We start from the raw sequence: 23963 nt of genomic DNA on the forward strand, positions 1-23963 counted from the left end.
GCCTCACTTCGCATTCTCGGAAAGGGCGACACGGAGACGGCTGGCGAATGTCTGGGCCTCGGCTGCTGCTGCGGCTTGTGCGGCTGCTTCTGCACGTTGACGGCGTTCCTCTTCGGCTACGGCTTGAGCGTAACATTCTTCTGCCTGAGCTGTCAGGGATGCCATTAGCTGGGCTTCTGCCTCTGCGGTGAGAGTGGCACGGTCTGCCTCGATTTCCCCTTGCTTGCGGTTTAGCACAATGCGAATTGCAGGTTCCCCTGCGTTGTAGAACGGCTGGCGGTCATAGTCGGCTATGGTGTATCCGTCGAGGATGGCGGCTTGTAACGTAGTGAGGATCACTGGGTAAAAATCTGAGATGCTGAACACATCAGACAGATGGGATTCGATGAACTCAGATACATACTGGTCACGCTGGGCTTTGAACTCGGTTTTCACTTCACGCATTAATGCGGCTGGAAGTTTAGTCATGCTTCTGTTTTTCCTTGATTTCTAATAAACGTTTGATGTTGATGCGGTTGCAACGTGGGCAATAAAAAGGACTCTTCCCACCGACCAGGTAAGACGTGACGTAATACGTTTTGCCCTGGTAAAATTCCATGCCGATGTAGGCACTCTGCAACCATCGGTTGATTTCGCGGTGGTCGTTGCCATTGCTCCACTCGTTTACGAAGTCCTCGAAGGTGAAGCAATGTTGCATCACTTCCTCAGCCCAATACATAAACGCTACTCGCTGCGGGGTGGTAGGCATCCCGTATTGACGTAGCCTGTCGCGGTAAACGTGGAACTCGAAGCGGGGGAGCCATTCGGCAATGGTTTTTAATTTCTGACTTTTCAACTGTACTGATTTTCCTTATGTTCAAATGCAGGAAAGCCCCCAGGAAGGAATGATCCAAATGTCCAACACAACCACCCAGATCGGGTTCTGGGCTAAGGAGAAAAACATTCGGCAACCTGGAGGCTTTATTCTGCGGAGAGTATGCGACGGTGCGCACGATCATGCTGCTACTATGCGGAATAGCGGCGGGGGAGTAGATTCAACGGGCTGCGATTGACAAGATCGCCGGGTATGCCCTCAACATTGCCTCCCTAATATTAATAATACCACAAATGAGAATTAATTGCAACAACTATTTGTTGACTTTTGTTTTTAAATGTGATCCGTTGATTGTGTTGTCTGGATCTGCATAGTTGAAAGTGGATTGCGGGAATACAGTGAAACTGTCAGAGAGAACGGCCCGGAGCACTCATTTAGAGCGTAGGCATTTGATGGGGGACTGGTGAGAGGCTTCCGCTGTCAACAACGTCAGGTAGCGCCGCTGGTGGCTCTGGGAATCATCTTCTGGATGTTGCAGGGCGATCCCCTGGTATCGTTATTGCATCAGTGAGAAGGGCGACTGCTTACCGTGGGCTGCACGATGTGCCAGCTTGGGCGCTGTTCTCGCTTCGTCTGCTGCGTTGTGCGCTGCTTTCTCTCAAAGGATGGGTGAACCGTCAGGGAGACTGGCTGTAATGCGTTCAGTAGCTGCTGGTGAACGTGGTTAAATAAAGACGGTAATCATAGGGGCGATTCTCCAGCATACTCTGGAAGATATTCTCATTGAGATGACTCTCTGGTGGTTATCGGTGAGTAACAGGAAGGGATTATTATAAAGGTTAAGTTGATGATAGTTGGATCAGTGCATGACTTCGGATTACTCATACCTACGTAGCTACATCAGGTAGTAACAAGAACTGATTATTATCAGGGTAGGTTAATGGTTAGTTCAGATCAGAGATAGAGAGTACACTTGAGCAGTGAGTGACACACAGGAACAGGTATACTCTATTCTTTCATGACTAACATGAAAGATCACTATTGCGCAAAGGTAGCTCTATCCCTTCGGGATAACAAACCACCCTCGCTTCGCTCGCGATATTATTGTTTAGGGTAGCACATCTTCACACGCATTGTCAAGATCTGATGCCATAATAATTAAATAAGGTCTACATTTATTTTACTGTCGATGTTTAACCTAAACCTCATTGTTGAAAGTCAACAACACATAACAAATCTTTAAGCGGTGGACGGTGCGTATAAATGGAGGTTACACCTAAACTTTGAGTTCGAGAGTGTCCGACAACAAACTGCATCAAAGGTAAGGACGCGCTCCCAGATGCAAGGCAATGGCTTACGAATGTGTGACGAAGACTATGTATGCGCCTTTTTAGCCCAAACTCATCATAATCAGGGACACCTGTTTCATTCATCAACTTAGCCCATTCGACTGTTGCTGTGGTGTAGTTAGGTAAGTCACCGAAAATCAGATCACCATCGTTAAGAGCCTCGGCAAGGCTGAGTAAACCTGACTCTAAAACCGTATGGAGTGGTATCTGACGTTGGGCATGTTCTGTTTTTCCATCTTCTATATATACGTACCAGCGTGAAGTTTCTTCATCTAAACGAATGTCCCGCTTTCTGATGGAGGCAACCTCGCCACGTCGAGCACCAGTATAAATGAGGGTAAGGAAGTACCATTTGCGCCAATCGTTATCTTCCAGTGAGAACAGCTTGGCCTTAAGTTTGCTCAACTCAGCGTTGCTGAAATGGCCTCTCCGGTTTGGCTTCACTTCATATGTGATTCCGTCGGTAGGGGATTTCTCTAATAGGTCTTTGGTGTCAACGAGGTAAGTTCTAAATAGCGACCGCCAGATCTTGAGATGCTTTTCAACATGCTGACTACTGATCAGGTCTTCCTCTGGTACGTCATAATCAATGCATTCAGGCAAAGATAGGCGCTTGTATGGCAACTTAGTACGAGTAGGTAAGTTTTCGGTCACTTTCAGCGCTTCACGAATATCTTGCTTAGTAACCCAATCAATCGGTTTATCACCAATAACGTAAATCAGCACATCAAAGAAACGCTGGTTCTCGTTAGCGATGCTTGCACGCCATTTTTGACCTTTTTCTTCAACATACTGCGTCCATGCTTCGGAAAGTTTGATTGCCTGGCTTGCGGTTGCTTTAACTTCCGTTGAAAAAGCCTGGCTTGTTTCAACAATACTTTGTGGTGAAGATTTCAGTTTCTGCTCTTCTAACTGATCTTGCAGTGTTGCAATGAGTTGGCGATATCGCAACAAATCTTTCGAATAGAATGCTTCATAGGCTTGCGCGACGGTCGCGCGGCTCATATCAAGTGCAGCACCTACTTGATTCGCAAAGGGCAAATCATCCTTAGAAAGTTCAAGTTTCTTCATGTGAAGACTGGCAAGCACTTCGTTTGCTGTCTGATCGCTACCATTAACCATGCGTTGGAAGTGAGCTTCCGAATAGCCTTGTGCGGCTTCAACCGTATCAGAAACAGATAATGGAGAATCAGGATTTATATTTCTGTGCCACTGTCCTAACTCCGGCAGACGCTCCACTTCGGCAACATCCCTTTCGAGTGCATGTAGAAGATAGTTGTCAAAGTCCTGCTTAGTGGCGGCTCGGTAGCCTTGCATTTTGCGTTTGAACTCTTCGAGGCTCATCGTTCCATTCTGCACAAGGGGAATGAAAGGACGGATCTGATTCATGATCACTTCTGCTTGCTTTCGGCTATCAGTACCGAGACTCAGACGCACAAAACTTGTTGAATCATTTAGTCTAAAGTTAGTGTAGTATGTGCGCCCACGAATCATTGTGTGTGACAGCTTGTGTGACACGTTGTTTGCCATGCTGTGTACCATGAAAGAGTTACAGATCAGTGAGTTAAGTTGATTTTTTAGCTAACTCGTTGTTTTAGAAAGTATACCAGACGCCTGTGAAGGCGACACCTAAAGGAAGCTCTATGAGCGAAAAGTTACAAAAAGTGCTGGCGCGTGCTGGCCACGGTTCTCGCCGTGAAATCGAATCTATTATTGCCGCGGGTCGCGTGAGCGTTGATGGCAAAATTGCCACGCTCGGCGATCGCGTTGAAGTCACTCCGGGTCTGAAAATCCGTATCGACGGTCATCTGATTTCGGTTAAAGAGTCTGCGGAGCAAATCTGCCGTGTTCTGGCCTATTACAAGCCAGAAGGCGAACTGTGTACCCGAAACGACCCAGAAGGTCGTCCGACCGTGTTTGATCGTTTACCAAAACTGCGTGATGCGCGCTGGATTGCCGTAGGGCGTCTGGACGTGAATACCTGCGGTTTACTGCTGTTTACCACCGATGGTGAACTGGCTAACCGTCTGATGCACCCAAGCCGCGAAGTTGAGCGTGAATATGCGGTTCGTGTGTTTGGTCAGGTTGATGATGCAAAACTGCGCGATCTGAGTCGTGGCGTGCAGCTGGAAGATGGTCCGGCGGCATTTAAAACGATCAAGTTCAGCGGTGGTGAAGGGATCAACCAGTGGTATAACGTCACGCTGACCGAAGGGCGTAACCGTGAAGTCCGCCGGCTGTGGGAAGCTGTAGGTGTACAGGTAAGCCGTCTGATTCGTGTCCGTTACGGTGATATCCCGCTGCCGAAAGGCCTGCCGCGTGGTGGCTGGACAGAGCTTGATCTTGCTCAGACCAACTATCTGCGTGAACTGGTGGAGCTGAAGCCGGAAACGACCTCTAAAGTGGCCGTCGAGAAAGATCGTCGTCGCATGAAGGCGAATCAGATCCGTCGTGCGGTGAAGCGCCACTCTCAGGTTGGCAGCAGCCGTCGTCCGGGTGGTCGCAGCAACAACGGTTAATCATAACCAGGCCTGATAAGCAAAGCGCCATCAGGCGTTAGCGTGGAGCCGGATACAGCGCAAACGCCTTATCCGGCCTACACTCAATAATCGATCCCTGGTTGGGCTTTCACGCCCGCTTCAAACGCATGCTTGACCGGGCGCAGCTCGCTGACTGTATCTGCTAACTCCAGAATATCGCGATGACATCCACGGCCGGTGATAATGACCGTTTTATGGGCTGGGCGCGCGTTCAGGGCATTGATGACCTCTTCAAGCGGCAGATAGTCGTATGCCACCATGTAGGTCAGCTCATCCAGTATCACCATATCCAGTTCATCGTCGGCCAGCATCCGCTTGCCGTGTTCCCACACGGCCATACAGGCTGCGGTGTCAGACTCGCGGTTCTGCGTTTCCCAGGTAAATCCTGTCGCCATAACCTGAAACTCTACGCCGTGGGGTTCAAGTAAGTTACGTTCTCCGTTTGGCCACGTACCTTTAATAAATTGTACGACGCCGACTTTTTTACCATGGCCCACCGCGCGCGTGGCGGTACCGAATGCGGCGGTGGTTTTACCCTTACCATTTCCGGTGAACACGATGATAATTCCGCGCTCATCTTTCGCTGCGGCAACGCGTGCGTCAACCCGATCTTTTACGCGCTGTTGACGTTGCTGATAGCGTTCTTCACTCATTGGGCAATTCCTGGTTTACGGCCCGGCTGGGCATCAAAAGTCATACCGGTTTTACGGCGGCTGTCATCGCCCATCAGCCACAGGTAGAGCGGCATAATATCGGCGGGAGTTTTCAATTTTTGCGGATCTTCCGTTGGGAATGCGCTGGCTCGCATGGCAGTTCGCGTCCCACCAGGATTGATACAGTTTACGCGCAGATGACGGTTTTGATACTCATCAGCCAGAACCTGCATCATCCCTTCGGTCGCAAATTTTGAGGTGGCATATGCTCCCCAATTGGCGCGTCCCTGGCGACCGACACTGGAAGAGGTAAAGACCAGCGATCCGGCATCGGATTTGAGTAACAACGGCAGCAATGCCTGAGTCAGCATAAAAGTGGCATTTACATTTACCTGCATCACATCCTGCCAGACCTGCGGGTTTTGTTCACTCATTGGACAAATATCGCCGAGTAATCCGGCGTTATGCAGTACGCCATCCAGACGCGGGAAATGTGCAGCAATGCGCTGCGCAAGCTGGTGACATTCTTCAGAGGTACAGGTCAGTAGATCCAGTGTAAACCACTGTGGTTGTGTTCCGTTTTCATCGGCGATAGTGCGGGCAACCTGACGCAGTTTTTCTTCGTTACGCCCAAGCAGGATAACGGTCGCGCCATAGCGTGCATAGGTCTGCGCGGCTTCGCGTCCGATACCATCGCTGGCACCGGTGATAAGAATAATGCGGCCCTGTAGAAGGTCTTGTTTAGGTTGGTAATGCACGGCTACTCCTCGGCGACGTCCTGGATATCTCGTTCGCGATAACTTTTGGGCTTTATGCCTTAAACCCTGTACTTTTTCAATCAGCCAAAGGCAATAACACCGCAAAATGAACGCTTTGTCATGCTTTTTACTGATTCAGCACTGGATGTATGAAGCAAGACGAGGTGACACGCCTGTTGTACACTGAGCGGAAGTCGCGTTGTTTAACCAAGGTGGGTCTCGTGGAATTGTTGTCTGAATATGGGCTGTTTTTGGCAAAAATTGTCACTGTCGTGGTGGCTATTGCAGTGGTGGTGATGCTGATCGTAAACGCGACACAACGCAAACGTCAGCGTGGGGAATTGCGGGTTATTAACCTCAGCGATCAATATAAAGAGATGAAGGAAGACCTGTCGCTAGCCTTATTGGATGGGCATCAGCAAAAATTCTGGCATAAGGCGCAGAAAAAGAAACAAAAGCTGGAGGCGAAAGCGGCTAAGGCAAAAGCGAAACTGGGTGACAGTACGTCATCAGATAAACCTCGTGTATGGGTGCTTGATTTTAAAGGCAGTATGGATGCCCATGAGGTCAGCGCATTACGCGAAGAGGTGACGGCTGTGCTGGCGGTTGTTAAACCTCAGGATCAAGTGGTGGTTCGTCTGGAAAGTCCGGGTGGTGTGGTACATGGTTATGGCCTGGCTGCGTCCCAGTTACAACGTCTGCGCGATAAGCAGATCCCGCTGACCGTTACGGTGGATAAAGTCGCTGCGAGCGGCGGATATATGATGGCCTGCGTGGCGGATAAAATTGTCTCGGCGCCGTTTGCAATCGTCGGCTCAATTGGCGTGGTGGCGCAGATCCCGAACTTTAACCGCTTCCTGAAAGGGAAAGATATTGATATCGAACTGCACACCGCCGGACAGTATAAGCGTACGTTAACCTTACTCGGTGAAAACACGGAAGAAGGGCGGCAGAAATTTCGCGAAGATCTGAACGAAACGCATCATCTGTTTAAAGATTTTGTGCAGCGCATGCGTCCGACTCTGGACATTGAGCAGGTTGCCACCGGTGAACACTGGTTTGGTCAACAGGCGCTGGCAAATGGGCTGGTGGATGAGATCAATACCAGCGATGAGGTGATCCTCGGGCTGATGGACGGTCGTGAAGTGTTGAACGTTCGCTATCTGCAGCGTAAAAAGCTGATGGATCGTTTTACCGGTAGTGCGGCGGAGAGCGCCGATCGTTTGCTGATGCGCTGGTGGCAGCGGGGGCAGAAGCCACTGATGTAAAATTGTCATTGCCGGATAGCAATGCTCACATATCTCCTATCCGGCCTACAAATATGCATCAAAATAGGCTGGATAAGCCGATGCCGCCATCCGGCAAATTATTACTCGTGTTAATCGATCAAGTGATACTTTTCGGAAAGTACGTGCGCCAGGTGTTTAAACATATTAAACACCGCCGTACTTTTGGGCGTTGGTAGCCCTTGTTCGTCTAAAAAGTAATCTCCGCTGAAAACCAGCACGCCGTTTCGCTGCGTAACGCCGGTGGCGACAATCCCCGCCAGCGTGTCCTCATGCTCACGAATGATTTTGTTGGCTTCAATCAGCAGTGTTTCGCGATCGATGGGTTGAGTGTCTTTATGCATGATTTACTCCTTAAACAAGGACATTAGTCTACGCTGAGCCCGCCTTATGGGCAAATATTCCCTGACATAAATGAAGGTTTTACGACAGTGTTACAACTGGCGAGATTTGTTTTTGCATGCTAATAAAGTTGCGTAACGCATTTTATCAGGTACAGTGTGACGCTTTCGTCAATCTGGCAACAGATTTGCTTGACATTCGACCAATACTTCGTCGTGCTAGAGCGTTTGTGAGAAAAAAAGCCTGTTAACTCAGTTACATGAGAGTTACATTACAAGCGCGAATCAGTTTAAAGGGTTGATATCCGCCGACGCAGAGACCATATCGATGTCTCGTCGCCAGTGGAAGGTGAATCAACGTGCGACGCATTCTGGAAGAATCAAATTAGGTAAAGGTGAATATGGGTAAAGCTCTTGTCATCGTTGAGTCCCCGGCAAAAGCCAAAACGATCAACAAGTATCTGGGTAATGACTACGTGGTGAAATCCAGCGTCGGTCATATCCGTGATTTGCCGACCAGTGGCTCAGCAACTAAAAAGAGCGCCGACTCAACCTCCACCAAAACGGCTAAAAAGCCCAAAAAGGATGAACGTGGCGCTCTCGTCAACCGTATGGGTGTTGACCCGTGGCACAACTGGGATGCGCGCTATGAAGTGCTGCCTGGTAAAGAGAAAGTTGTTTCTGAACTGAAGCAACTGGCTGAAAAAGCCGACCACATCTATCTCGCAACTGACCTTGACCGCGAAGGGGAAGCCATTGCATGGCACCTGCGGGAAGTCATCGGTGGCGACGACACCCGCTACAGCCGCGTGGTGTTTAATGAAATTACCAAAAATGCTATTCGCCAGGCGTTTGAAAAACCGGGCGAGTTGAACATCGATCGTGTTAATGCGCAACAGGCGCGCCGCTTTATGGACCGTGTTGTGGGTTATATGGTGTCGCCACTGCTGTGGAAAAAAATTGCACGCGGTCTGTCTGCCGGTCGCGTACAGTCTGTGGCTGTGCGTCTGGTGGTTGAGCGTGAACGTGAAATCAAAGCATTTGTTCCAGAAGAGTTCTGGGAAATTGATGCTAACACGATCACGCCGGGCGGCGACGCGTTGCCGCTTGAGGTGACGCATCAAAATGATAAGCCGTTCCGTCCTGTAAATCGGGAACAAACGCTTGCCGCTGTTAGCTTGTTGGAAAAAGCGCGCTATAGCGTATTGGAACGTGAAGATAAACCGACCAGCAGCAAGCCGGGCGCACCGTTCATTACCTCCACGCTACAGCAGGCTGCTAGCACGCGTCTCGGCTTCGGTGTGAAGAAAACCATGATGATGGCGCAGCGTTTGTATGAAGCGGGTTACATCACTTACATGCGTACTGACTCAACCAACCTGAGCCAGGATGCAGTGACCATGGTTCGCGATTACATCAGCGATAATTTTGGTAAAAAATATTTGCCGGAAAACGCGAACCAGTACGCCAGCAAAGAGAACTCGCAGGAAGCGCACGAAGCTATCCGTCCTTCTGATGTCGCCGTACAGGCGGAATCGCTGAAAGATATGGAAGCTGATGCGCAAAAACTGTATCAGCTGATCTGGCGCCAGTTTGTTGCCTGTCAGATGACCCCAGCTAAATATGATTCCACCACGCTCACCGTGGGTGCGGGTGATTTCCGCCTGAAGGCGCGCGGTCGTATTCTGCGCTTCGATGGCTGGACGAAAGTGATGCCAGCGTTGCGTAAAGGCGATGAAGATCGCATCTTACCGGCGGTGGACAAAGGCGATACGCTGACGCTTATCGAACTGACGCCAGCACAGCACTTTACTAAACCGCCTGCGCGCTTCAGTGAAGCTTCGCTGGTTAAAGAGCTTGAAAAGCGTGGTATTGGTCGCCCATCTACCTATGCGTCGATCATTTCTACGATTCAGGATCGCGGTTATGTTCGCGTTGAAAATCGTCGCTTTTACGCTGAAAAAATGGGTGAAATCGTCACCGATCGTCTGGAAGAAAACTTCCGTGAACTGATGAACTACGATTTTACCGCGCAGATGGAAGATAGCCTCGACCAGGTGGCGAATAAAGAAGCCGAATGGAAGGGCGTACTCGACAACTTCTTCACTGATTTTACTCAGCAACTGGATAAAGCTGAGAAAGATCCTGAAGAAGGCGGTATGCGTCCGAACCAGATGGTGCTGACCAGCATTGATTGCCCGACCTGCGGACGCAAAATGGGTATTCGTACCGCCAGTACCGGCGTTTTCCTTGGTTGCTCCGGCTACGCACTTTCCCCGAAAGAGCGTTGCAAAACCACCATTAACCTGGTGCCGGAAAACGAAGTATTGAACGTGCTGGAAGGCGACGACGCGGAAACGAACGCATTGCGCGCCAAACGCCGCTGCCAGAAGTGCGGTACGGCAATGGACAGTTATCTTATCGATCCTAAGCGTAAATTGCATGTGTGTGGTAATAACCCAACCTGCGACGGCTACGAGATCGAAGAGGGCGAGTTCCGTATCAAGGGATATGACGGTCCTATCGTCGAGTGCGAAAAATGTGGTTCTGAAATGCACCTGAAAATGGGACGTTTCGGCAAGTACATGGCGTGTACTAACGACGAGTGCAAAAACACCCGTAAGATCCTGCGTAACGGTGAGGTCGCTCCGCCGAAAGAAGACCCAGTTCCGTTGCCGGAACTGCCGTGTGAAAAATCTGACGCGTATTTCGTGTTACGTGATGGTGCTGCAGGTATCTTCCTGGCTGCAAATACGTTCCCGAAATCACGTGAGACTCGTGCGCCGTTGGTGGAAGAGTTGTACCGCTTCCGCGATCGCCTGCCGGAAAAACTGCGTTATCTGGCAGATGCGCCGCAAACTGATCCGGATGGTAACAAGTCCATGGTTCGTTTCAGCCGTAAAACCAAGCAGCAATACGTTGCCGCTGAAAAAGACGGTAAGGCGACTGGCTGGTCCGCGTTCTTCGTTGACGGCAAATGGGTAGAAGGGAAGAAATAACAGCGTTTCGGCTGAATTTTTCCTCAAAGGGTCGCGTAAGCGGCCCTTTTTGTTTCTCGCATATTATTTTTTGTCATACCTATACAGCGTACATAGAAATGATATAGTGGTTATAGTTAACAGACTTTTTATTATTAAATCGTATTAGCAGCGCCCGCGAGCCTGCACTGAAACGATGATTTGATGGCGCGAATCGGGATGGCATAACATGAAATTACAGCAGCTTCGCTACATTGTTGAGGTGGTGAACCACAACCTTAATGTCTCCTCAACAGCGGAAGGGCTTTATACCTCGCAGCCCGGTATCAGTAAGCAAGTTCGTATGCTGGAAGATGAACTTGGCATCCAGATTTTCGCCCGTAGCGGTAAGCACCTGACGCAGGTTACGCCAGCAGGGCAGGAAGTTATTCGTATTGCGCGAGAAGTTCTGTCGAAGGTGGATGCCATTAAGTCTGTTGCTGGCGAACATACCTGGCCGGACAAAGGCTCGTTATATATCGCCACTACGCATACTCAGGCGCGTTACGCTTTACCGAACGTGATTAAAGGTTTTATTGAGCGCTATCCTCGCGTTTCATTGCATATGCACCAGGGATCGCCGACGCAAATCGCCGAAGCCGTTTCGAAAGGAAATGCAGATTTTGCTATCGCGACGGAAGCTTTGCACCTGTATGACGACCTGGTGATGTTACCTTGCTACCACTGGAACCGCTCGATCGTCGTCACGCCGGATCATCCGTTGGCGGGAAAATCTTCGGTTTCTATTGAGGAACTGGCACAGTATCCGCTGGTGACCTACACGTTTGGTTTTACCGGACGCTCGGAGCTGGACACCGCGTTTAACCGCGCGGGTCTGGAGCCACGTATTGTCTTTACCGCGACCGATGCTGATGTCATTAAAACCTATGTCCGTCTGGGCCTCGGCGTGGGTGTGATTGCCAGTATGGCGGTTGATCCTGTTTCCGATCCTGACCTGGTACGCGTGGATGCTCACGATATCTTCAGCCATAGCACCACCAAAATTGGTTTTCGTCGCAGCACCTTCTTACGCAGTTACATGTATGATTTCATTCAACGTTTCGCGCCGCATCTGACGCGTGATGTGGTGGATACGGCGGTGGCGCTGCGTTCCAACGATGATATTGAAGCCATGTTTAAAGATATTAAATTGCCTGAGAAATAATAACGACTGTAACCTCGTCGGTATCCATAAGCATAAAGCGATACCGACGGGAAACACTGAATTAATTGATAATTTACCGTGGATAAATTAACCATATATAGCTTGTGGAAAAAGTTCTCTAAAGTAGTTTCAAATTAGTCAGCTTGCCAAAAATTCCTTTCAAATATTTATAACCGATCAAACAATCGATTTATTTATCAGGACGAGTCTGAAAATTAACTGGCTTTTTTTCGCCTTTTTTATTAGGATTCCTCCTATCTGATGATTAATTGTACCGATTGTTTGGTGCCTAAATGATAAGTGATTTCGATAGTATGAGGTTAGCGATGCCTTCAGGAAACCAGCCAGCACGCAGGGATCCGGTGATGAAACGTAAAGCCTGGTTCGCCGTATTTCTTGGTTCTGCGATATTCTGGATTATTGTCGCACTCGTGGCCTGGAATGTGTGGGGGTAAGTATGTCCGCACCAGAGCAGCACTCTACCGAAACGCTATCGCCTCATGACCATGAACAAGAGAGCAAAACCGTCGCAGAGAAGGGGCAGAAGGTACCCGAATCCTGGAACCTTTCTCCTGAACAACGGGCGTTTATTGATCTGTTAACTGATGATGATGAACAGAAACAATAATTCGTACGTATTTTATAATAATAACGATTACCTTGTGCCCTTGAATATCGAATCATTTATCCATGTAATCGTCATCAACAACCTAATCAACGTATTATCCATTGCTCTATTGCCTGCTGAATATTCATCCTATTAATCTACACGGCTAGACCTTCCTCCTTACCATCGACCTCAGTTCGCGCTTTTATATCGCCCGCTACTTTTATCATTTTGAGTTGTTATCAAAGCGTTACATTTTGTTTGTGTTATCTTTAATACTAACCCTGAGGAAAATCAGGGGATCCAACCCTGTCATTTAAGGAGGAGCTATGTCGTCGACCCTACGAGAAGCCAGTAAGGACACATTGCAGGTTAAAGATAAAACCTACCGCTACTACAGTTTACCTCTGGCTGCTAAATCACTGGGTGATATCACCCGACTACCCAAATCGCTAAAAGTGTTGCTGGAAAACCTGCTTCGTTGGCAGGATGGTAATTCCGTTACCGAAGATGATATTCATGCTCTCGCACATTGGCTGAAGACCGCCCACGCCGATCGTGAAATTGCCTATCGACCCGCTCGTGTTCTGATGCAGGATTTTACCGGCGTTCCGGCGGTGGTCGATCTTGCCGCCATGCGCGAAGCGGTGAAACGTCTGGGGGGAGATACGGCAAAAGTGAATCCGCTTTCGCCAGTGGACCTTGTCATTGACCACTCGGTAACGGTGGACCGTTTTGGTGATGATGATGCTTTCGAAGAAAACGTTCGCCTGGAAATGGAACGTAACCATGAACGTTATGTGTTCCTGAAATGGGGACAGCAGGCATTTAGTCGCTTCAGCGTTGTACCGCCGGGAACGGGGATTTGCCACCAGGTAAACCTTGAATACCTTGGCAAAGCCGTCTGGAGCGAGTTACAGGACGGTGAGTGGGTGGCTTATCCCGATACGCTGGTCGGTACCGATTCCCATACGACAATGATTAATGGTCTCGGTGTGCTGGGATGGGGCGTTGGAGGCATTGAGGCTGAAGCAGCAATGCTGGGTCAACCGGTCTCTATGCTTATCCCGGATGTCGTAGGCTTTAAACTAGTGGGCAAACTGCGGGAAGGTATCACCGCTACCGACCTGGTTTTAACCGTTACCCAGATGCTGCGTAAGCACGGCGTGGTCGGTAAATTTGTTGAATTCTATGGTGATGGCCTCGACACCTTACCGCTGGCCGATCGGGCAACCATTGCGAACATGTCACCGGAATACGGCGCAACCTGCGGTTTCTTCCCGATCGATGGCATCACTCTTGAATATATGCGTCTGAGTGGACGCAGTGAGGAGCAGGTTGAGTTGGTCAGCGCCTATGCCAAAGCGCAGGGAATGTGGCGTAATCCAGGGGATGAACCCGTATTTACCAGTTCACTGGAGCTGGATATGGGCAGTGTGGAAGCTAGCCTTGCCGGACCGAAGCGCCCGCAGGATCGGGTGGCACTGGCTGATGTTCCGAAAGCGTTTTCGGCGAGCAATGAACTCGAAGTAAATAGCTCGCTGAAAGACCGTCAGCCCGTGGACTACACCATGAGCGGCCAGCAGTATAAGCTGCCGGACGGTGCGGTGGTGATAGCAGCTATAACTTCCTGTACCAACACCTCTAACCCAAGCGTATTAATGGCGGCGGGACTGCTGGCGAAAAAAGCAGTGACACTTGGTCTGAAACGTCAGCCTTGGGTGAAAGCCTCGCTGGCGCCAGGTTCGAAGGTGGTGTCTGATTATCTGGCGCAGGCTGGGTTCACGCCGTACCTTGATGAGCTGGGATTTAACCTTGTAGGTTATGGCTGTACCACCTGTATTGGTAACTCGGGTCCGTTACCCGATCCTATCGAGACAGCCATCAAAAAAGGCGATCTCACCGTTGGCGCCGTACTTTCCGGCAACCGAAACTTTGAGGGGCGTATCCATCCGCTCGTGAAGACCAACTGGTTGGCGTCTCCGCCGCTGGTGGTGGCCTATGCGCTAGCAGGGAATATGAATATCAATCTGACGAAAGATCCGTTAGGCCATGACAAAAAGGGCGATCCCGTTTATCTGAAAGATATCTGGCCGACGGCTCAGGAAATTGCCCGTGCCGTGGAGCAGGTTTCTACCGCCATGTTCCATAAAGAGTACGCTGAAGTCTTTGAAGGCACGCCAGAATGGAAAGCTATCCAGGTTGATCGGGCTGATACCTATGGTTGGCAGTCTGACTCAACTTATATCCGCTTGTCGCCGTTCTTCGATGGTATGCAGGCTACGCCGGATCCGGTCCAGGACATTCATGGTGCGCGTATCCTCGCAATGCTTGGGGATTCCGTCACCACCGACCATATTTCTCCTGCCGGCAGTATCAAGCCGGATAGCCCGGCAGGTCGTTATCTGCAAAGCCACGGCGTTGAGCGTAAAGATTTTAACTCCTATGGTTCACGACGCGGGAATCATGAAGTGATGATGCGCGGTACCTTTGCCAATATTCGTATTCGTAATGAGATGGTACCCGGCGTGGAAGGTGGGATGACGCGTCATTTGCCGGGAACCGAGGCAGTGGCTATCTATGATGCGGCTATGCAATATCAACAGGAGAATATCCCCCTGGCGGTTATTGCCGGGAAAGAGTATGGCTCTGGCTCCAGTCGCGACTGGGCGGCAAAAGGCCCGCGCTTGCTGGGGATTCGCGTGGTTATCGCTGAGTCCTTTGAGCGAATTCACCGTTCTAACCTGATTGGTATGGGGATTTTGCCGCTGGAATTTCCGCAGGGCGTCACGCGCAAAACGCTGGGACTAACAGGTGAGGAAGCGATCGATATTACGGACCTGCAAAACATCAAGCCGGGCGCAACAGTACCGGTGAATATGGTTCGCTCAGATGGACGTAAAGAGGTGATTTTATGCCGCTGCCGTATCGATACCGCGACGGAGCTAACTTACTACCAAAACGATGGTATTCTGCACTACGTGATTCGTAATATGTTGAATTAAAATGTATAAAGCCTGCGAGAGCAGGCTTTTTTATCGGCGGTAACAACCATTACTTGCCCAGCAAATGCCCCATCTTGGCGGCTTTGGTGTCCAGGTAATGTTCATTGTTCGGGTTACGACCCACAATCAGCGGCACGCGTTCAACAATATTGATTCCCGCTTCGGTCAGAATTTCCACTTTTTTCGGGTTATTGGTCAGCAAACGAACTTCGTCCACGCCCAGCAGCTTGAACATATCCGCACACAGCGTGAAATCACGCTCATCTGCCGCAAAGCCCAACTGATGGTTAGCCTCAACGGTATCATAACCCTGGTCCTGCAACGCGTAGGCGCGGATTTTATTGAGCAGGCCGATATTGCGTCCTTCCTGACGATGATAAAGCAGGATACCGCGCCCTTCTTCAGCAATGTGGGTGAGAGCCGCTTCGAGCTGGAAGCCGCAATCGCAACGCAGGCTAAACAATGCATCGCCAGTCAGACATTCGGAGTGGACACGCGCCAGAACAGGCGTTTGACCAGTGATATCGCCAAAAACCAGTGCGACGTGATCGTGTCCGGTTGCCAGTTCTTCAAATCCCACCATCAGGAAATCACCCCAGGGGGTTGGCAGTTTGGCTTCTGCCACACGTTTAAGCTGCATGTAATTCTCCAGATTATGCTGGCACTGTCGTGCCGTCGCCTGTTGGCTTCTTGTTCTGTATTGCACTATTTTGCCATAAGGCAACGATGTTCACCTAATCGCGACAACGGATTCGCCTTTGGAATGGCACAAAAATGTCAATTTTCCCGGCATGCACTTTTTTCAGTTATGATTGTGAGACTTATCGACGAAAGGAGAGGTAATGCTGTCAATTGCAAAGCGCACTGCGGTCGGGGCCGGGCTGCTACTTATTATGCCGGTTGCTGTATGGGTATCGGGCTGGAGCTGGCAGCCGGGACACAACGTTTGGTGGCTAAAATCTCTGTACTGGGTAACGGAAACGGTGACGCAGCCGTGGGGGATTATCACTCATGTTGTGCTCTGCGCATGGTTTCTGTGGTGTCTGCGTTTTCGTCTGAAAGCTGCGGTAATGCTGTTTGCGATCCTGGCCGCGGCAATTTTAGTCGGTCAGGGTGTGAAGTCCTGGGTTAAAGACAGGGTGCAGGAACCTCGGCCCTTTGTCGTATGGCTGGAAAAAACGCACCATATCCCGGTTGATGAGTTCTACACTTTAAAACGTAAAGATCGTGGCAACTTAGTTAAAGAGCAATTGGCCGAACAACAGGATATTCCGACGTTTCTACGTAAGCACTGGCAAAAAGAAACGGGTTTTGCCTTTCCGTCAGGACATACGATGTTTGCTGCCAGTTGGGCTTTACTGGCAGTAGGGCTGTTATGGCCACGCCGACGTACGCTGACGATTGTGTTTTTGCTTATCTGGGCGACAAGTGTTATGGGTAGCCGCTTGCTGTTGGGCATGCACTGGCCGCGTGATTTGGTCGTTGCAACGCTGATTTCATGGCTGCTGGTAACGCTGGCGACCTGGCTCGCGCAGCGAGTATGCGGACCACTTACGCCGCCTGTGCAGGAGGCAAAAGAAATCGCGCAACGCGAGCAAGAAAGCTAGCTATGATTGATTTTTCAAATTTTGCCCTTAAATCAGAAAGCGGAAAGCGCTTTTCCATTTCGCACTCGTTGTGAAAATGGTAATTTAAAGGGCTCAACGCGGTAAGTTGTACACGATTTATTCGCTTAAACCACATAACGGGAAGTAATGTGAAATATTTACTCATTTTCTTACTGGTGTTGGCGATTTTTGTTATTTCGGTGACATTAGGTGCGCAAAACGATCAACAGGTTACGTTTAATTACCTGCTGGCTCAGGGTGAGTATCGTATCTCTACGCTGCTTGCTGTATTGTTTGCCGCAGGTTTTGCGATTGGTTGGTTAATTTGCGGCCTTTTCTGGCTGAAGGTTCGTGTGTCTCTTGCGCGCGCCGAACGTAAAATCAAACGACTGGAAAACCAGCTTACGCCTGCGACCGACGTTGCGGTTTCTGCCGATTCGTCGGTTGTGAAGGAATAATTATTTATGTTGGAGTTGTTGTTTCTGCTTTTACCTGTAGCCGCTGCCTATGGGTGGTATATGGGTCGCAGAAGTGCGCAACAAACCAAGCAGGATGAAGCTAACCGTCTTTCCCGTGACTATGTCGCCGGGGTTAACTTCCTCCTGAGCAACCAACAAGACAAAGCGGTGGATCTGTTCCTCGATATGCTAAAAGAGGATACGGGCACCGTTGAGGCTCATCTCACTCTCGGAAACCTGTTTCGCTCGCGCGGTGAAGTCGACCGCGCAATCCGCATCCATCAAACGTTAATGGAAAGTGCTTCGCTGACCTACGAGCAGCGTTTGTTGGCCGTACAACAGCTGGGGCGCGATTACATGGCCGCAGGTCTGTACGACCGCGCGGAAGACATGTTCAATCAGCTTACCGATGAAACAGATTTTCGCGTCGGTGCATTACAGCAACTGCTGCAAATTTATCAGGCGACCAGCGATTGGCAGAAAGCCATTGATGTCGCAGAACGTCTGGTGAAGCTAGGCAAAGATAAACAGCGTATTGAGATAGCCCACTTCTACTGCGAACTGGCCTTACAGCAGATGGGCAGCGACGATATGGATCGTGCCATGGCGCTGTTGAAAAAAGGGGCTGCGGCAGACAAAAACAGTGCCCGGGTTTCCATCATGATGGGCCGTGTGTACATGGTGAAAGGCGAGTACGCGAAGGCCGTTGAAAGTCTGCAACGCGTGATTTCTCAGGATAAAGAACTGGTCAGCGAAACGCTGGAAATGCTGCAAAGCTGCTACCAGCATCTGGGGAAAACCGATGAGTGGGCAGAGTTTTTACGTCGGGCCGTTGAAGAGAATACTGGCGCCGCCGCCGAGCTGATGCTGGCCGATATTCTTGAAGCGCGCGAGGGGACTGATACCGCTCAGGTTTATATTACCCGCCAACTACAACGCCATCCTACGATGCGCGTTTTCCACAAATTAATGGATTACCATCTTAACGAAGCAGAAGAAGGGCGCGCGAAAGAGAGCCTGATGGTTCTGCGCGATATGGTCGGGGAGCAGGTGCGCAGCAAGCCGCGCTATCGTTGCCAGAAGTGCGGATTTACCGCATATACACTGTACTGGCACTGCCCATCTTGTCGCTCATGGTCAACCATTAAGCCTATTCGCGGACTTGATGGGTTGTAATTTTTAAAAAAATCTTACTTTAGTTACAACATACTAATGTTGAGAAACAAAGCCATCCTCAGCCGCCGTGGCCAAATTCGCCTGGCAGAAATGGAATCGCGCCTGTTAATTTTCTATTACCGCAGGTAGAATGCACGCCGTTTACCCATTTCGCGCTACTGTCGGCGCCCATCCTCAAGAAGGTCTGGTCATGACGTTTACTGCTTCATCTTCTTCTCGTGCTGTTACTGATTCTCCTGTCGTTGTCGCCCTCGATTATTCCAATCGTGATAAAGCATTAGCTTTTGTCGACAGAATTGATCCTCGTGATTGCCGTTTGAAAGTGGGCAAAGAGATGTTCACGCTTTTTGGACCTCAGTTGGTTCGCGATCTACAACAGCGTGGCTTTGACGTTTTTCTTGATTTGAAATTTCATGATATTCCCAACACTACCGCGCATGCCGTTGCGGCAGCGGCTGAGCTTGGCGTGTGGATGGTTAACGTTCATGCTTCTGGTGGGGCGCGTATGATGACCGCCGCACGTGAAGCCTTATTATCTTTTGGCAAGGACGCACCGCTGCTGATTGCGGTAACGGTTCTGACCAGTATGGAAGCCAGCGACCTCGCCGATCTTGGCGTGACGTTGTCACCTACAGAACATGCTGAAAGGCTGGCGCGCTTAACCCAGCATTGTGGTTTGGATGGCGTTGTATGCTCCGCGCAGGAAGCGGTGCGATTCAAGCAGGCGTTTGGCCAGGCATTTAAATTGGTTACGCCGGGTATTCGTCCTGAAGGCAGCGAGGCGGGCGACCAGCGTCGCATTATGACGCCGGAACAAGCACAGTCAGCTGGTGTGGATTATATGGTTATTGGTCGTCCGGTCACGCAGTCGGCAGATCCGGCTCAGACGCTGAAGATGATTAATGCCTCACTGAAACGAGGTGCGTAAATGAACGACTCAAACTCTCGCCTGGTCTACTCAACCGACTCCGGGCGCATTGATGAACCAAAAGCTGCTCCTGTGCGCCCACAAGGCGATGGCATTGTTCGTATCCAGCGCCAGACCAGTGGCCGCAAAGGCAAGGGCGTGTGTTTGATTACCGGTATTGATCAAGATGATGCCGAACTGACCAAATTAGCTGCGGAACTGAAGAAAAAATGTGGTTGCGGCGGGGCAGTTAAGGATGGCGTGATTGAGATACAGGGTGATAAACGCGACCTGATTAGATCGCTGCTGGAAGCCAAAGGAATGAATGTTAAACTGGCTGGCGGTTAATAAAAAAAGCCACGGAATTTTTCCGTGGCTTTTTAATAATACAGACCTGAAAAAGTAAACGTATTATTATATCGAGCCGTTCAACCGTAGATTATTTACCCACCTGGTGGCCAATGATACCACCTACTGCAGCACCACCCAGCGTACCCAGCGTGCTGCCGTCAGTCAGGACTGCACCACCTATTGCACCTGCACCAGCACCGATTGCGGTGTTACGATCGCGTTTGGACCAGTTAGAGCAGGCGCTCAGCGACATTGCCAGAGTAATCGCCAGAATGGCAGCGGTCATTTTTTTGCTCGTTACTAACATAATACTTTCTCCTGAATTATTGATTCACGGAATCCAGTGTTCTTTAAGAATAGCGCTAAATTTAGGCTAACGAAGATATTTCCGTGAAACCGTTTAGCGAAGGCATTACAAACACTATCCTGAAGTTGGAGGTTCGTTCCTGTTATATCGCTAACATTAATTTTACGACTTAATCCTGTTAACGACAGGTAAAAAGTCTTAATTGGGCTGTCAGATAACTCTCAGAGGGGAGATGATTTGCCAACTGACAAATCATCTGCTGAAGATGTTACGCGTGGGCATCAATGATATTGACGGTTAATCCGGAGTGCTCAAGCTGCATTTGTACGCTGGCGCTAAGTCTGGAGTCCGTGACTACGCGGCTGAATCGCTCTAATGGACCCAGCGTGTACGGGTGAATGGCTTCGAATTTTGAGCTGTCAGTAAGCACAATAACTTCTGCACCTTTTTCCAGCACCGCGTTAACCACATCAGAACGCATCATGTCGCGTCCGGTGAAGCCGGTGTCAGCCTGCCAGCCATCAATGCCGATAAAGGCCTTGCTGAAGTGTACCTGCTGGATAAACTGGCGAGTTAAGGGCCCAACCATACTTTCGCTTTTTTTCTGATAGATGCCGCCAAGAAGAATCACTTCGCAAGGGGTTTCTTTCAGCAGATGGGCTATATAGCTGCTGACGGTAATGATGGTGACATCTTTTTGCTCCGCGAGCGTTCTGGCTAAGAGCGCATTGCTACTGCCGTTTTCAATGAATACGGACTCGCCTGGGCTTACCAGCGATGCGGCGAATTCAGCCAGCTCACGCTTCAGCGTAAAATTAGTCATCATGCGCGTTTCCACATCATCGCTGTTCAATGAAACAGCAAAACCGTGCGCTCGGCGTAAATAACTCTGTTTTTCCAGTGTGTTCAGATCCTGTCGAATCGTCACTTCTGAGACACCGGTGATTTTTGCCAGTTCGGCAACGCTCATCTGACCTTTATCAGTCACCATCTGCAAAATAGATTGTTGTCGGGAATTCATAATATTAATTTTATTGCGATATCGTATCGGAAATTAAACGGAAACTGCCTCACGTGCAGTTTGCTTACAGCAGCGACATTAAAGGGTTAATGCCATCAGATCTCCCAGGGAGCCTTGTGCTTTTTGGGCAAAGATTCGGCATCTTCTTTGGTCATGTTTAGCAGCTCAGCCTTCAGAATTTCGAGATTATGGATAGCTGAGTGGTAATCACCTGCAACGAGGATATCCAGCACAGTATCAATGCGTTCGGCCAGACGCTGAGCGTCGATATCAGACATGGTTATCATCCTAATGGCAATAGAGTTTGAATTTCATGATGCAGAATTTCATGGCAAAAGAGAAGGGAAAAATAGTATTAACTTCAACGATAGAAGAATATTATATATTCTGTGATTACATGCAGATAGGATCGTTACGTAATGTCCATTTATGGCTATTCTCAACGTTTGATCCCACTGCATTAGCGTGTTTTTTTATTCAGGTGCCGTCGATACCAACGTTCAAATGCAACTGCTGGCATTGGCTTGGCAAACAAAAAACCCTGACGCTCGTTGACGCCATTTTTGGTTAAAAACGCATCCTCTTTCGCGCTTTCAACACCTTCGGCGATGACCTGTAGGTTGAGTGCCTGTGCGACCGCAACAATGGCACGTACCAGCGACTGCGAAACAGGTTGTTTGTGTACATCCCTGACAAAGGTTTGATCCAGTTTAATTGCATCAAGTGGGAACCGGGCCAGTTGAGACAGTGACGAATAACCGGTACCAAAATCATCCAAATGGATTTGCGCCCCCATCTGGCTAAACTGCTGAATGACGGACAGTGCCAGTTGCTCATTTTCAATTAAACTGCTTTCCGTTAACTCGACATCGATGGGGCAATATTCAAAGTCGAGTTCATGAAGCACCTGCTTGAGATCGGTAAATAGCGTCTGATCGGCGAGCTGCCGGGCAGAAACGTTTACCGCCACGCGCAGATTGATTCCCTTTGCGCGCCATTTTGCTATCTGACGCACAACGTCCAGAATAACCCAGCGACCCAGAGGAACGATAAGCCCTGATTCTTCGGCGTAGGAGATAAATTCCAGTGGTGGAATGAGGCCACGTTCCGGAGACTGCCAGCGAACCAGCGCCTCCAGGCTGCGCACTTCGCCTCGCCAGGTTATCTTTGGCTGATAATGGATGACCAGTTGATCGTTTTCCAGCGCCTTGCGCAGATTAGTATCCAGCCACAGATATTCAAATACCCGCTGATTCATTTCCGGAGAGAAAACACAAAACTGTCCGCGGCCACCTTCTTTCGCGGTGTACATGGCCGTATCGGCGTTACGAATGACGCTCTCGCAGTCCTGACCATGTTGTGGAGCGAGGGAAATACCAATAGAGCATCCGGTATAGATTTCAATCAGGCCGATGCGAAAAGGTTGACGCAGGCGTGTCAGAATACGCGACGCGGTGGCTTCCAGTGAACCCTGGGATGTTTCGGTGGCAAGGACAATAAACTCATCGCCGCCAAACCGTGCCAGTAACTGGTTTTCGCTAAGGCAACTGAGTATTGCCAGCGATACGCTTTGCAAAAGCTGATCGCCAAACATATGCCCGTAGGCATCGTTTACCTTTTTGAAGTTATCCAGATCGAGGTACACAATCCCGACCTGAGTATCGCCCGCGTTCTCAATCGCATTGCTGATCAGATCATGAATAGCGTTGCGATTGGGTAATCCAGTGATAGAGTCGGTATTCGCCAACACCCGCAAACGCTCCTGGGCGCGGCGTTCTTCAGTGATATCGGTCCCGGAACAGATCAGAAATATTTCGTTCTTGCCGCTACCGTTATGCACAAATTTATTACGAAATAAAAACAGACGCTGTCCTTTGCAGGTCTTCACCCAGCGTTCAACTTCATATGAGTTACCTTCGCGAAAAAAGACCTCGATATTGCGTCGTGACGCGGCAGCTTCACGTCGACTCATAAATAATGTAAATACACTTTGGCCAATGACTTCACGTTCTTTGAGTCCGGTATACTCTTCGCACAGTCGATTAAACCGCTGAATGTTGCCCATGCGATCAAGAATGACAATAACTGAATTGGCTTCAGAAACCACCTGTTCGGCAAAAGAGAGGCCGTGAGCCAGGTCACGGGCGACGGAAGGGGTGTCATCCCAGGCGGATGCGCTACCGGCCCATTCACGCTTATTGATTTTTCGGCCGACCAGATGCACGGGAATGTTGTCATCTTCAATCGGTAACGTCATTAATAAACTTGACGTAATTACTGTCATCTCGCGAATGCGATCGGCTTGTTCCGGGGATAATTCGATGGTCTGATCGGCCTCTGACGTTTCTTCGACAGAGAAATGCAGGATGTTGCAATCCTCTGACAAACGCCAGTAAGGGTTATTAGTGCCCACATAGCTATACAACGTAATCAGCTCCCGGACGTCTTTCATGATGTGTACTATCCCGTTTAAAGCGCATAGAGCCTCAAAAGTATGGGTAGCCATGATTCATTCAGGGTGATTATGGCTGAACGTATTGTTTTTTTTATATATTTATGTGTAATCCAGAATCCGTAAAAAGCAAAGCCAACGGAACTGAA

At 49.6% G+C, this 23963-nt stretch carries 23 protein-coding genes; 12 read left to right on the forward strand and 11 right to left on the reverse strand.

Annotated elements, in window-relative coordinates; translation table 11 throughout:
- Positions 1–3 precede the first annotated feature (3 nt).
- The 3 genes from GFB57_RS15215 to GFB57_RS15225 form a co-directional block, all read right to left on the reverse strand.
- Positions 4–468, reverse strand: a complete 465-nt coding sequence (locus tag GFB57_RS15215) for a hypothetical protein (RefSeq protein ID WP_213327746.1) — start codon at positions 466–468, stop codon at positions 4–6.
- A complete protein-coding gene (locus GFB57_RS15220) occupies positions 461–835 on the reverse strand; it encodes a hypothetical protein (RefSeq protein ID WP_213327745.1) in 375 nt (124 codons plus the stop codon). Before GFB57_RS15220 ends, GFB57_RS15215 begins: the two co-directional genes overlap by 8 nt.
- Positions 836–2019: 1184 nt before the next feature.
- On the reverse strand, positions 2020–3552 hold the full coding sequence (locus GFB57_RS15225; RefSeq protein WP_213327744.1) for a tyrosine-type recombinase/integrase: 1533 nt from the start codon (positions 3550–3552) through the stop codon (positions 2020–2022).
- Positions 3553–3806: 254 nt separating this feature from the next.
- Here GFB57_RS15225 and rluB point away from each other — a divergent pair, with 254 nt between their 5' ends.
- Positions 3807–4682, forward strand: a complete 876-nt coding sequence (gene rluB, locus GFB57_RS15230) for a 23S rRNA pseudouridine(2605) synthase RluB (RefSeq protein ID WP_003020625.1) — start codon at positions 3807–3809, stop codon at positions 4680–4682.
- Positions 4683–4765: 83 nt separating this feature from the next.
- On the opposite strand, the gene cobO is transcribed toward rluB, so the two are convergent.
- Together cobO and GFB57_RS15240 are read right to left on the reverse strand one after the other, a co-directional pair.
- Positions 4766–5356, reverse strand: a complete 591-nt coding sequence (gene cobO, locus GFB57_RS15235) for a cob(I)yrinic acid a,c-diamide adenosyltransferase (RefSeq protein WP_003020622.1) — start codon at positions 5354–5356, stop codon at positions 4766–4768.
- Positions 5353–6114, reverse strand: coding sequence for a YciK family oxidoreductase (locus GFB57_RS15240; protein WP_003020620.1), 762 nt, complete (start codon positions 6112–6114; stop codon positions 5353–5355). Before GFB57_RS15240 ends, cobO begins: the two co-directional genes overlap by 4 nt.
- Before the next feature lie 221 nt (positions 6115–6335).
- Here GFB57_RS15240 and sohB point away from each other — a divergent pair, with 221 nt between their 5' ends.
- Positions 6336–7382, forward strand: a complete 1047-nt coding sequence (gene sohB, locus GFB57_RS15245) for a protease SohB (protein ID WP_032934880.1) — start codon at positions 6336–6338, stop codon at positions 7380–7382.
- A 110-nt stretch (positions 7383–7492) separates the two neighbouring features.
- On the opposite strand, the gene GFB57_RS15250 is transcribed toward sohB, so the two are convergent.
- A complete protein-coding gene (locus tag GFB57_RS15250) occupies positions 7493–7744 on the reverse strand; it encodes a YciN family protein (protein ID WP_003020616.1) in 252 nt (83 codons plus the stop codon).
- Between the two features lie 398 nt (positions 7745–8142).
- On the opposite strand from GFB57_RS15250, the gene topA reads away from it, so the two are divergent.
- The 5 genes from topA (at position 8143) to acnA (ending at position 15535) form a co-directional block, all read left to right on the forward strand.
- Positions 8143–10740, forward strand: coding sequence for a type I DNA topoisomerase (gene topA, locus GFB57_RS15255; protein ID WP_003020611.1), 2598 nt, complete (start codon positions 8143–8145; stop codon positions 10738–10740).
- 208 nt (positions 10741–10948) lie between these two features.
- A complete protein-coding gene (cysB, locus tag GFB57_RS15260; RefSeq protein WP_003020610.1) occupies positions 10949–11923 on the forward strand; it encodes an HTH-type transcriptional regulator CysB in 975 nt (324 codons plus the stop codon).
- 314 nt (positions 11924–12237) lie between these two features.
- The gene (locus tag GFB57_RS15265; protein WP_213083937.1) at positions 12238–12378 is read left to right on the forward strand and encodes a YmiA family putative membrane protein; all 141 of its coding nucleotides are present in this window, start codon (positions 12238–12240) and stop codon (positions 12376–12378) included.
- Between the two features lie 2 nt (positions 12379–12380).
- Complete coding sequence (locus GFB57_RS15270) at positions 12381–12551, forward strand: hypothetical protein (RefSeq protein WP_008322403.1); 171 nt, start codon at positions 12381–12383, stop codon at positions 12549–12551.
- A gap of 308 nt (positions 12552–12859) precedes the next feature.
- A complete protein-coding gene (gene acnA / locus GFB57_RS15275; RefSeq protein WP_003020604.1) occupies positions 12860–15535 on the forward strand; it encodes an aconitate hydratase AcnA in 2676 nt (891 codons plus the stop codon).
- A 49-nt stretch (positions 15536–15584) separates the two neighbouring features.
- Here the strand turns inward: acnA and ribA are convergent, their stop codons facing one another.
- Entirely contained in the window at positions 15585–16175 is a 591-nt protein-coding gene (gene ribA / locus GFB57_RS15280) for a GTP cyclohydrolase II (RefSeq protein WP_003020601.1), read from the reverse strand.
- 202 nt (positions 16176–16377) lie between these two features.
- Here ribA and pgpB point away from each other — a divergent pair, with 202 nt between their 5' ends.
- From pgpB to yciH, 5 genes are all read left to right on the forward strand, one after another.
- The gene (gene pgpB, locus GFB57_RS15285) at positions 16378–17142 is read left to right on the forward strand and encodes a phosphatidylglycerophosphatase B (RefSeq protein ID WP_003020598.1); all 765 of its coding nucleotides are present in this window, start codon (positions 16378–16380) and stop codon (positions 17140–17142) included.
- A 149-nt stretch (positions 17143–17291) separates the two neighbouring features.
- Positions 17292–17600: a LapA family protein gene (locus tag GFB57_RS15290; protein ID WP_003020595.1), complete on the forward strand. Its 309-nt coding sequence runs from the start codon at positions 17292–17294 to the stop codon at positions 17598–17600.
- Positions 17601–17606: 6 nt separating this feature from the next.
- Positions 17607–18776, forward strand: coding sequence for a lipopolysaccharide assembly protein LapB (gene lapB / locus GFB57_RS15295; RefSeq protein WP_003020592.1), 1170 nt, complete (start codon positions 17607–17609; stop codon positions 18774–18776).
- Positions 18777–18966: 190 nt separating this feature from the next.
- On the forward strand, positions 18967–19704 hold the full coding sequence (pyrF, locus tag GFB57_RS15300; protein ID WP_003020589.1) for an orotidine-5'-phosphate decarboxylase: 738 nt from the start codon (positions 18967–18969) through the stop codon (positions 19702–19704).
- On the forward strand, positions 19705–20031 hold the full coding sequence (gene yciH, locus GFB57_RS15305; RefSeq protein WP_003020586.1) for a stress response translation initiation inhibitor YciH: 327 nt from the start codon (positions 19705–19707) through the stop codon (positions 20029–20031). It begins immediately after the preceding gene.
- Positions 20032–20122: 91 nt separating this feature from the next.
- Here yciH and osmB read toward each other — a convergent pair whose 3' ends face one another.
- From osmB to pdeR, 4 genes are all read right to left on the reverse strand, one after another.
- A complete protein-coding gene (osmB, locus tag GFB57_RS15310) occupies positions 20123–20341 on the reverse strand; it encodes an osmotically-inducible lipoprotein OsmB (RefSeq protein ID WP_003020583.1) in 219 nt (72 codons plus the stop codon).
- 268 nt (positions 20342–20609) lie between these two features.
- On the reverse strand, positions 20610–21362 hold the full coding sequence (locus tag GFB57_RS15315) for a DNA-binding transcriptional regulator YciT (protein WP_003020580.1): 753 nt from the start codon (positions 21360–21362) through the stop codon (positions 20610–20612).
- 95 nt (positions 21363–21457) lie between these two features.
- A complete protein-coding gene (locus GFB57_RS15320) occupies positions 21458–21640 on the reverse strand; it encodes a hypothetical protein (protein WP_003020577.1) in 183 nt (60 codons plus the stop codon).
- A 182-nt stretch (positions 21641–21822) separates the two neighbouring features.
- Positions 21823–23814 carry a cyclic di-GMP phosphodiesterase gene (gene pdeR, locus GFB57_RS15325; protein ID WP_008322389.1) on the reverse strand — a complete coding sequence of 664 codons (1992 nt, stop codon included), beginning with the start codon at positions 23812–23814 and terminating at the stop codon, positions 21823–21825.
- Positions 23815–23963 lie beyond the last annotated feature (149 nt).

The organism is Citrobacter sp. S39, from assembly GCF_009495675.1.
Taxonomy (GTDB): Bacteria; Pseudomonadota; Gammaproteobacteria; order Enterobacterales; family Enterobacteriaceae; genus Citrobacter; species Citrobacter freundii.

Bases quoted from the DNA above. Each gene is read 5' to 3' on its own strand.
- lapB (WP_003020592.1), top strand. From the start codon at position 17,607: ATGTTGGAGTTGTTGTTTCTGCTTTTACCTGTAGCCGCTGCCTATGGG.
- topA (WP_003020611.1), top strand. From the start codon at position 8,143: ATGGGTAAAGCTCTTGTCATCGTTGAGTCCCCGGCAAAAGCCAAAACG.
- GFB57_RS15225 (WP_213327744.1), bottom strand. From the start codon at position 3,552: ATGAATCAGATCCGTCCTTTCATTCCCCTTGTGCAGAATGGAACGATG.
- GFB57_RS15215 (WP_213327746.1), bottom strand. From the start codon at position 468: ATGACTAAACTTCCAGCCGCATTAATGCGTGAAGTGAAAACCGAGTTC.
- yciH (WP_003020586.1), top strand. From the start codon at position 19,705: ATGAACGACTCAAACTCTCGCCTGGTCTACTCAACCGACTCCGGGCGC.
- cobO (WP_003020622.1), bottom strand. From the start codon at position 5,356: ATGAGTGAAGAACGCTATCAGCAACGTCAACAGCGCGTAAAAGATCGG.
- ribA (WP_003020601.1), bottom strand. From the start codon at position 16,175: ATGCAGCTTAAACGTGTGGCAGAAGCCAAACTGCCAACCCCCTGGGGT.
- osmB (WP_003020583.1), bottom strand. From the start codon at position 20,341: ATGTTAGTAACGAGCAAAAAAATGACCGCTGCCATTCTGGCGATTACT.
- GFB57_RS15250 (WP_003020616.1), bottom strand. From the start codon at position 7,744: ATGCATAAAGACACTCAACCCATCGATCGCGAAACACTGCTGATTGAA.
- GFB57_RS15265 (WP_213083937.1), top strand. From the start codon at position 12,238: ATGAGGTTAGCGATGCCTTCAGGAAACCAGCCAGCACGCAGGGATCCG.
- rluB (WP_003020625.1), top strand. From the start codon at position 3,807: ATGAGCGAAAAGTTACAAAAAGTGCTGGCGCGTGCTGGCCACGGTTCT.
- GFB57_RS15320 (WP_003020577.1), bottom strand. From the start codon at position 21,640: ATGTCTGATATCGACGCTCAGCGTCTGGCCGAACGCATTGATACTGTG.
- pdeR (WP_008322389.1), bottom strand. From the start codon at position 23,814: ATGAAAGACGTCCGGGAGCTGATTACGTTGTATAGCTATGTGGGCACT.
- GFB57_RS15270 (WP_008322403.1), top strand. From the start codon at position 12,381: ATGTCCGCACCAGAGCAGCACTCTACCGAAACGCTATCGCCTCATGAC.
- pyrF (WP_003020589.1), top strand. From the start codon at position 18,967: ATGACGTTTACTGCTTCATCTTCTTCTCGTGCTGTTACTGATTCTCCT.
- acnA (WP_003020604.1), top strand. From the start codon at position 12,860: ATGTCGTCGACCCTACGAGAAGCCAGTAAGGACACATTGCAGGTTAAA.
- GFB57_RS15315 (WP_003020580.1), bottom strand. From the start codon at position 21,362: ATGAATTCCCGACAACAATCTATTTTGCAGATGGTGACTGATAAAGGT.
- cysB (WP_003020610.1), top strand. From the start codon at position 10,949: ATGAAATTACAGCAGCTTCGCTACATTGTTGAGGTGGTGAACCACAAC.
- pgpB (WP_003020598.1), top strand. From the start codon at position 16,378: ATGCTGTCAATTGCAAAGCGCACTGCGGTCGGGGCCGGGCTGCTACTT.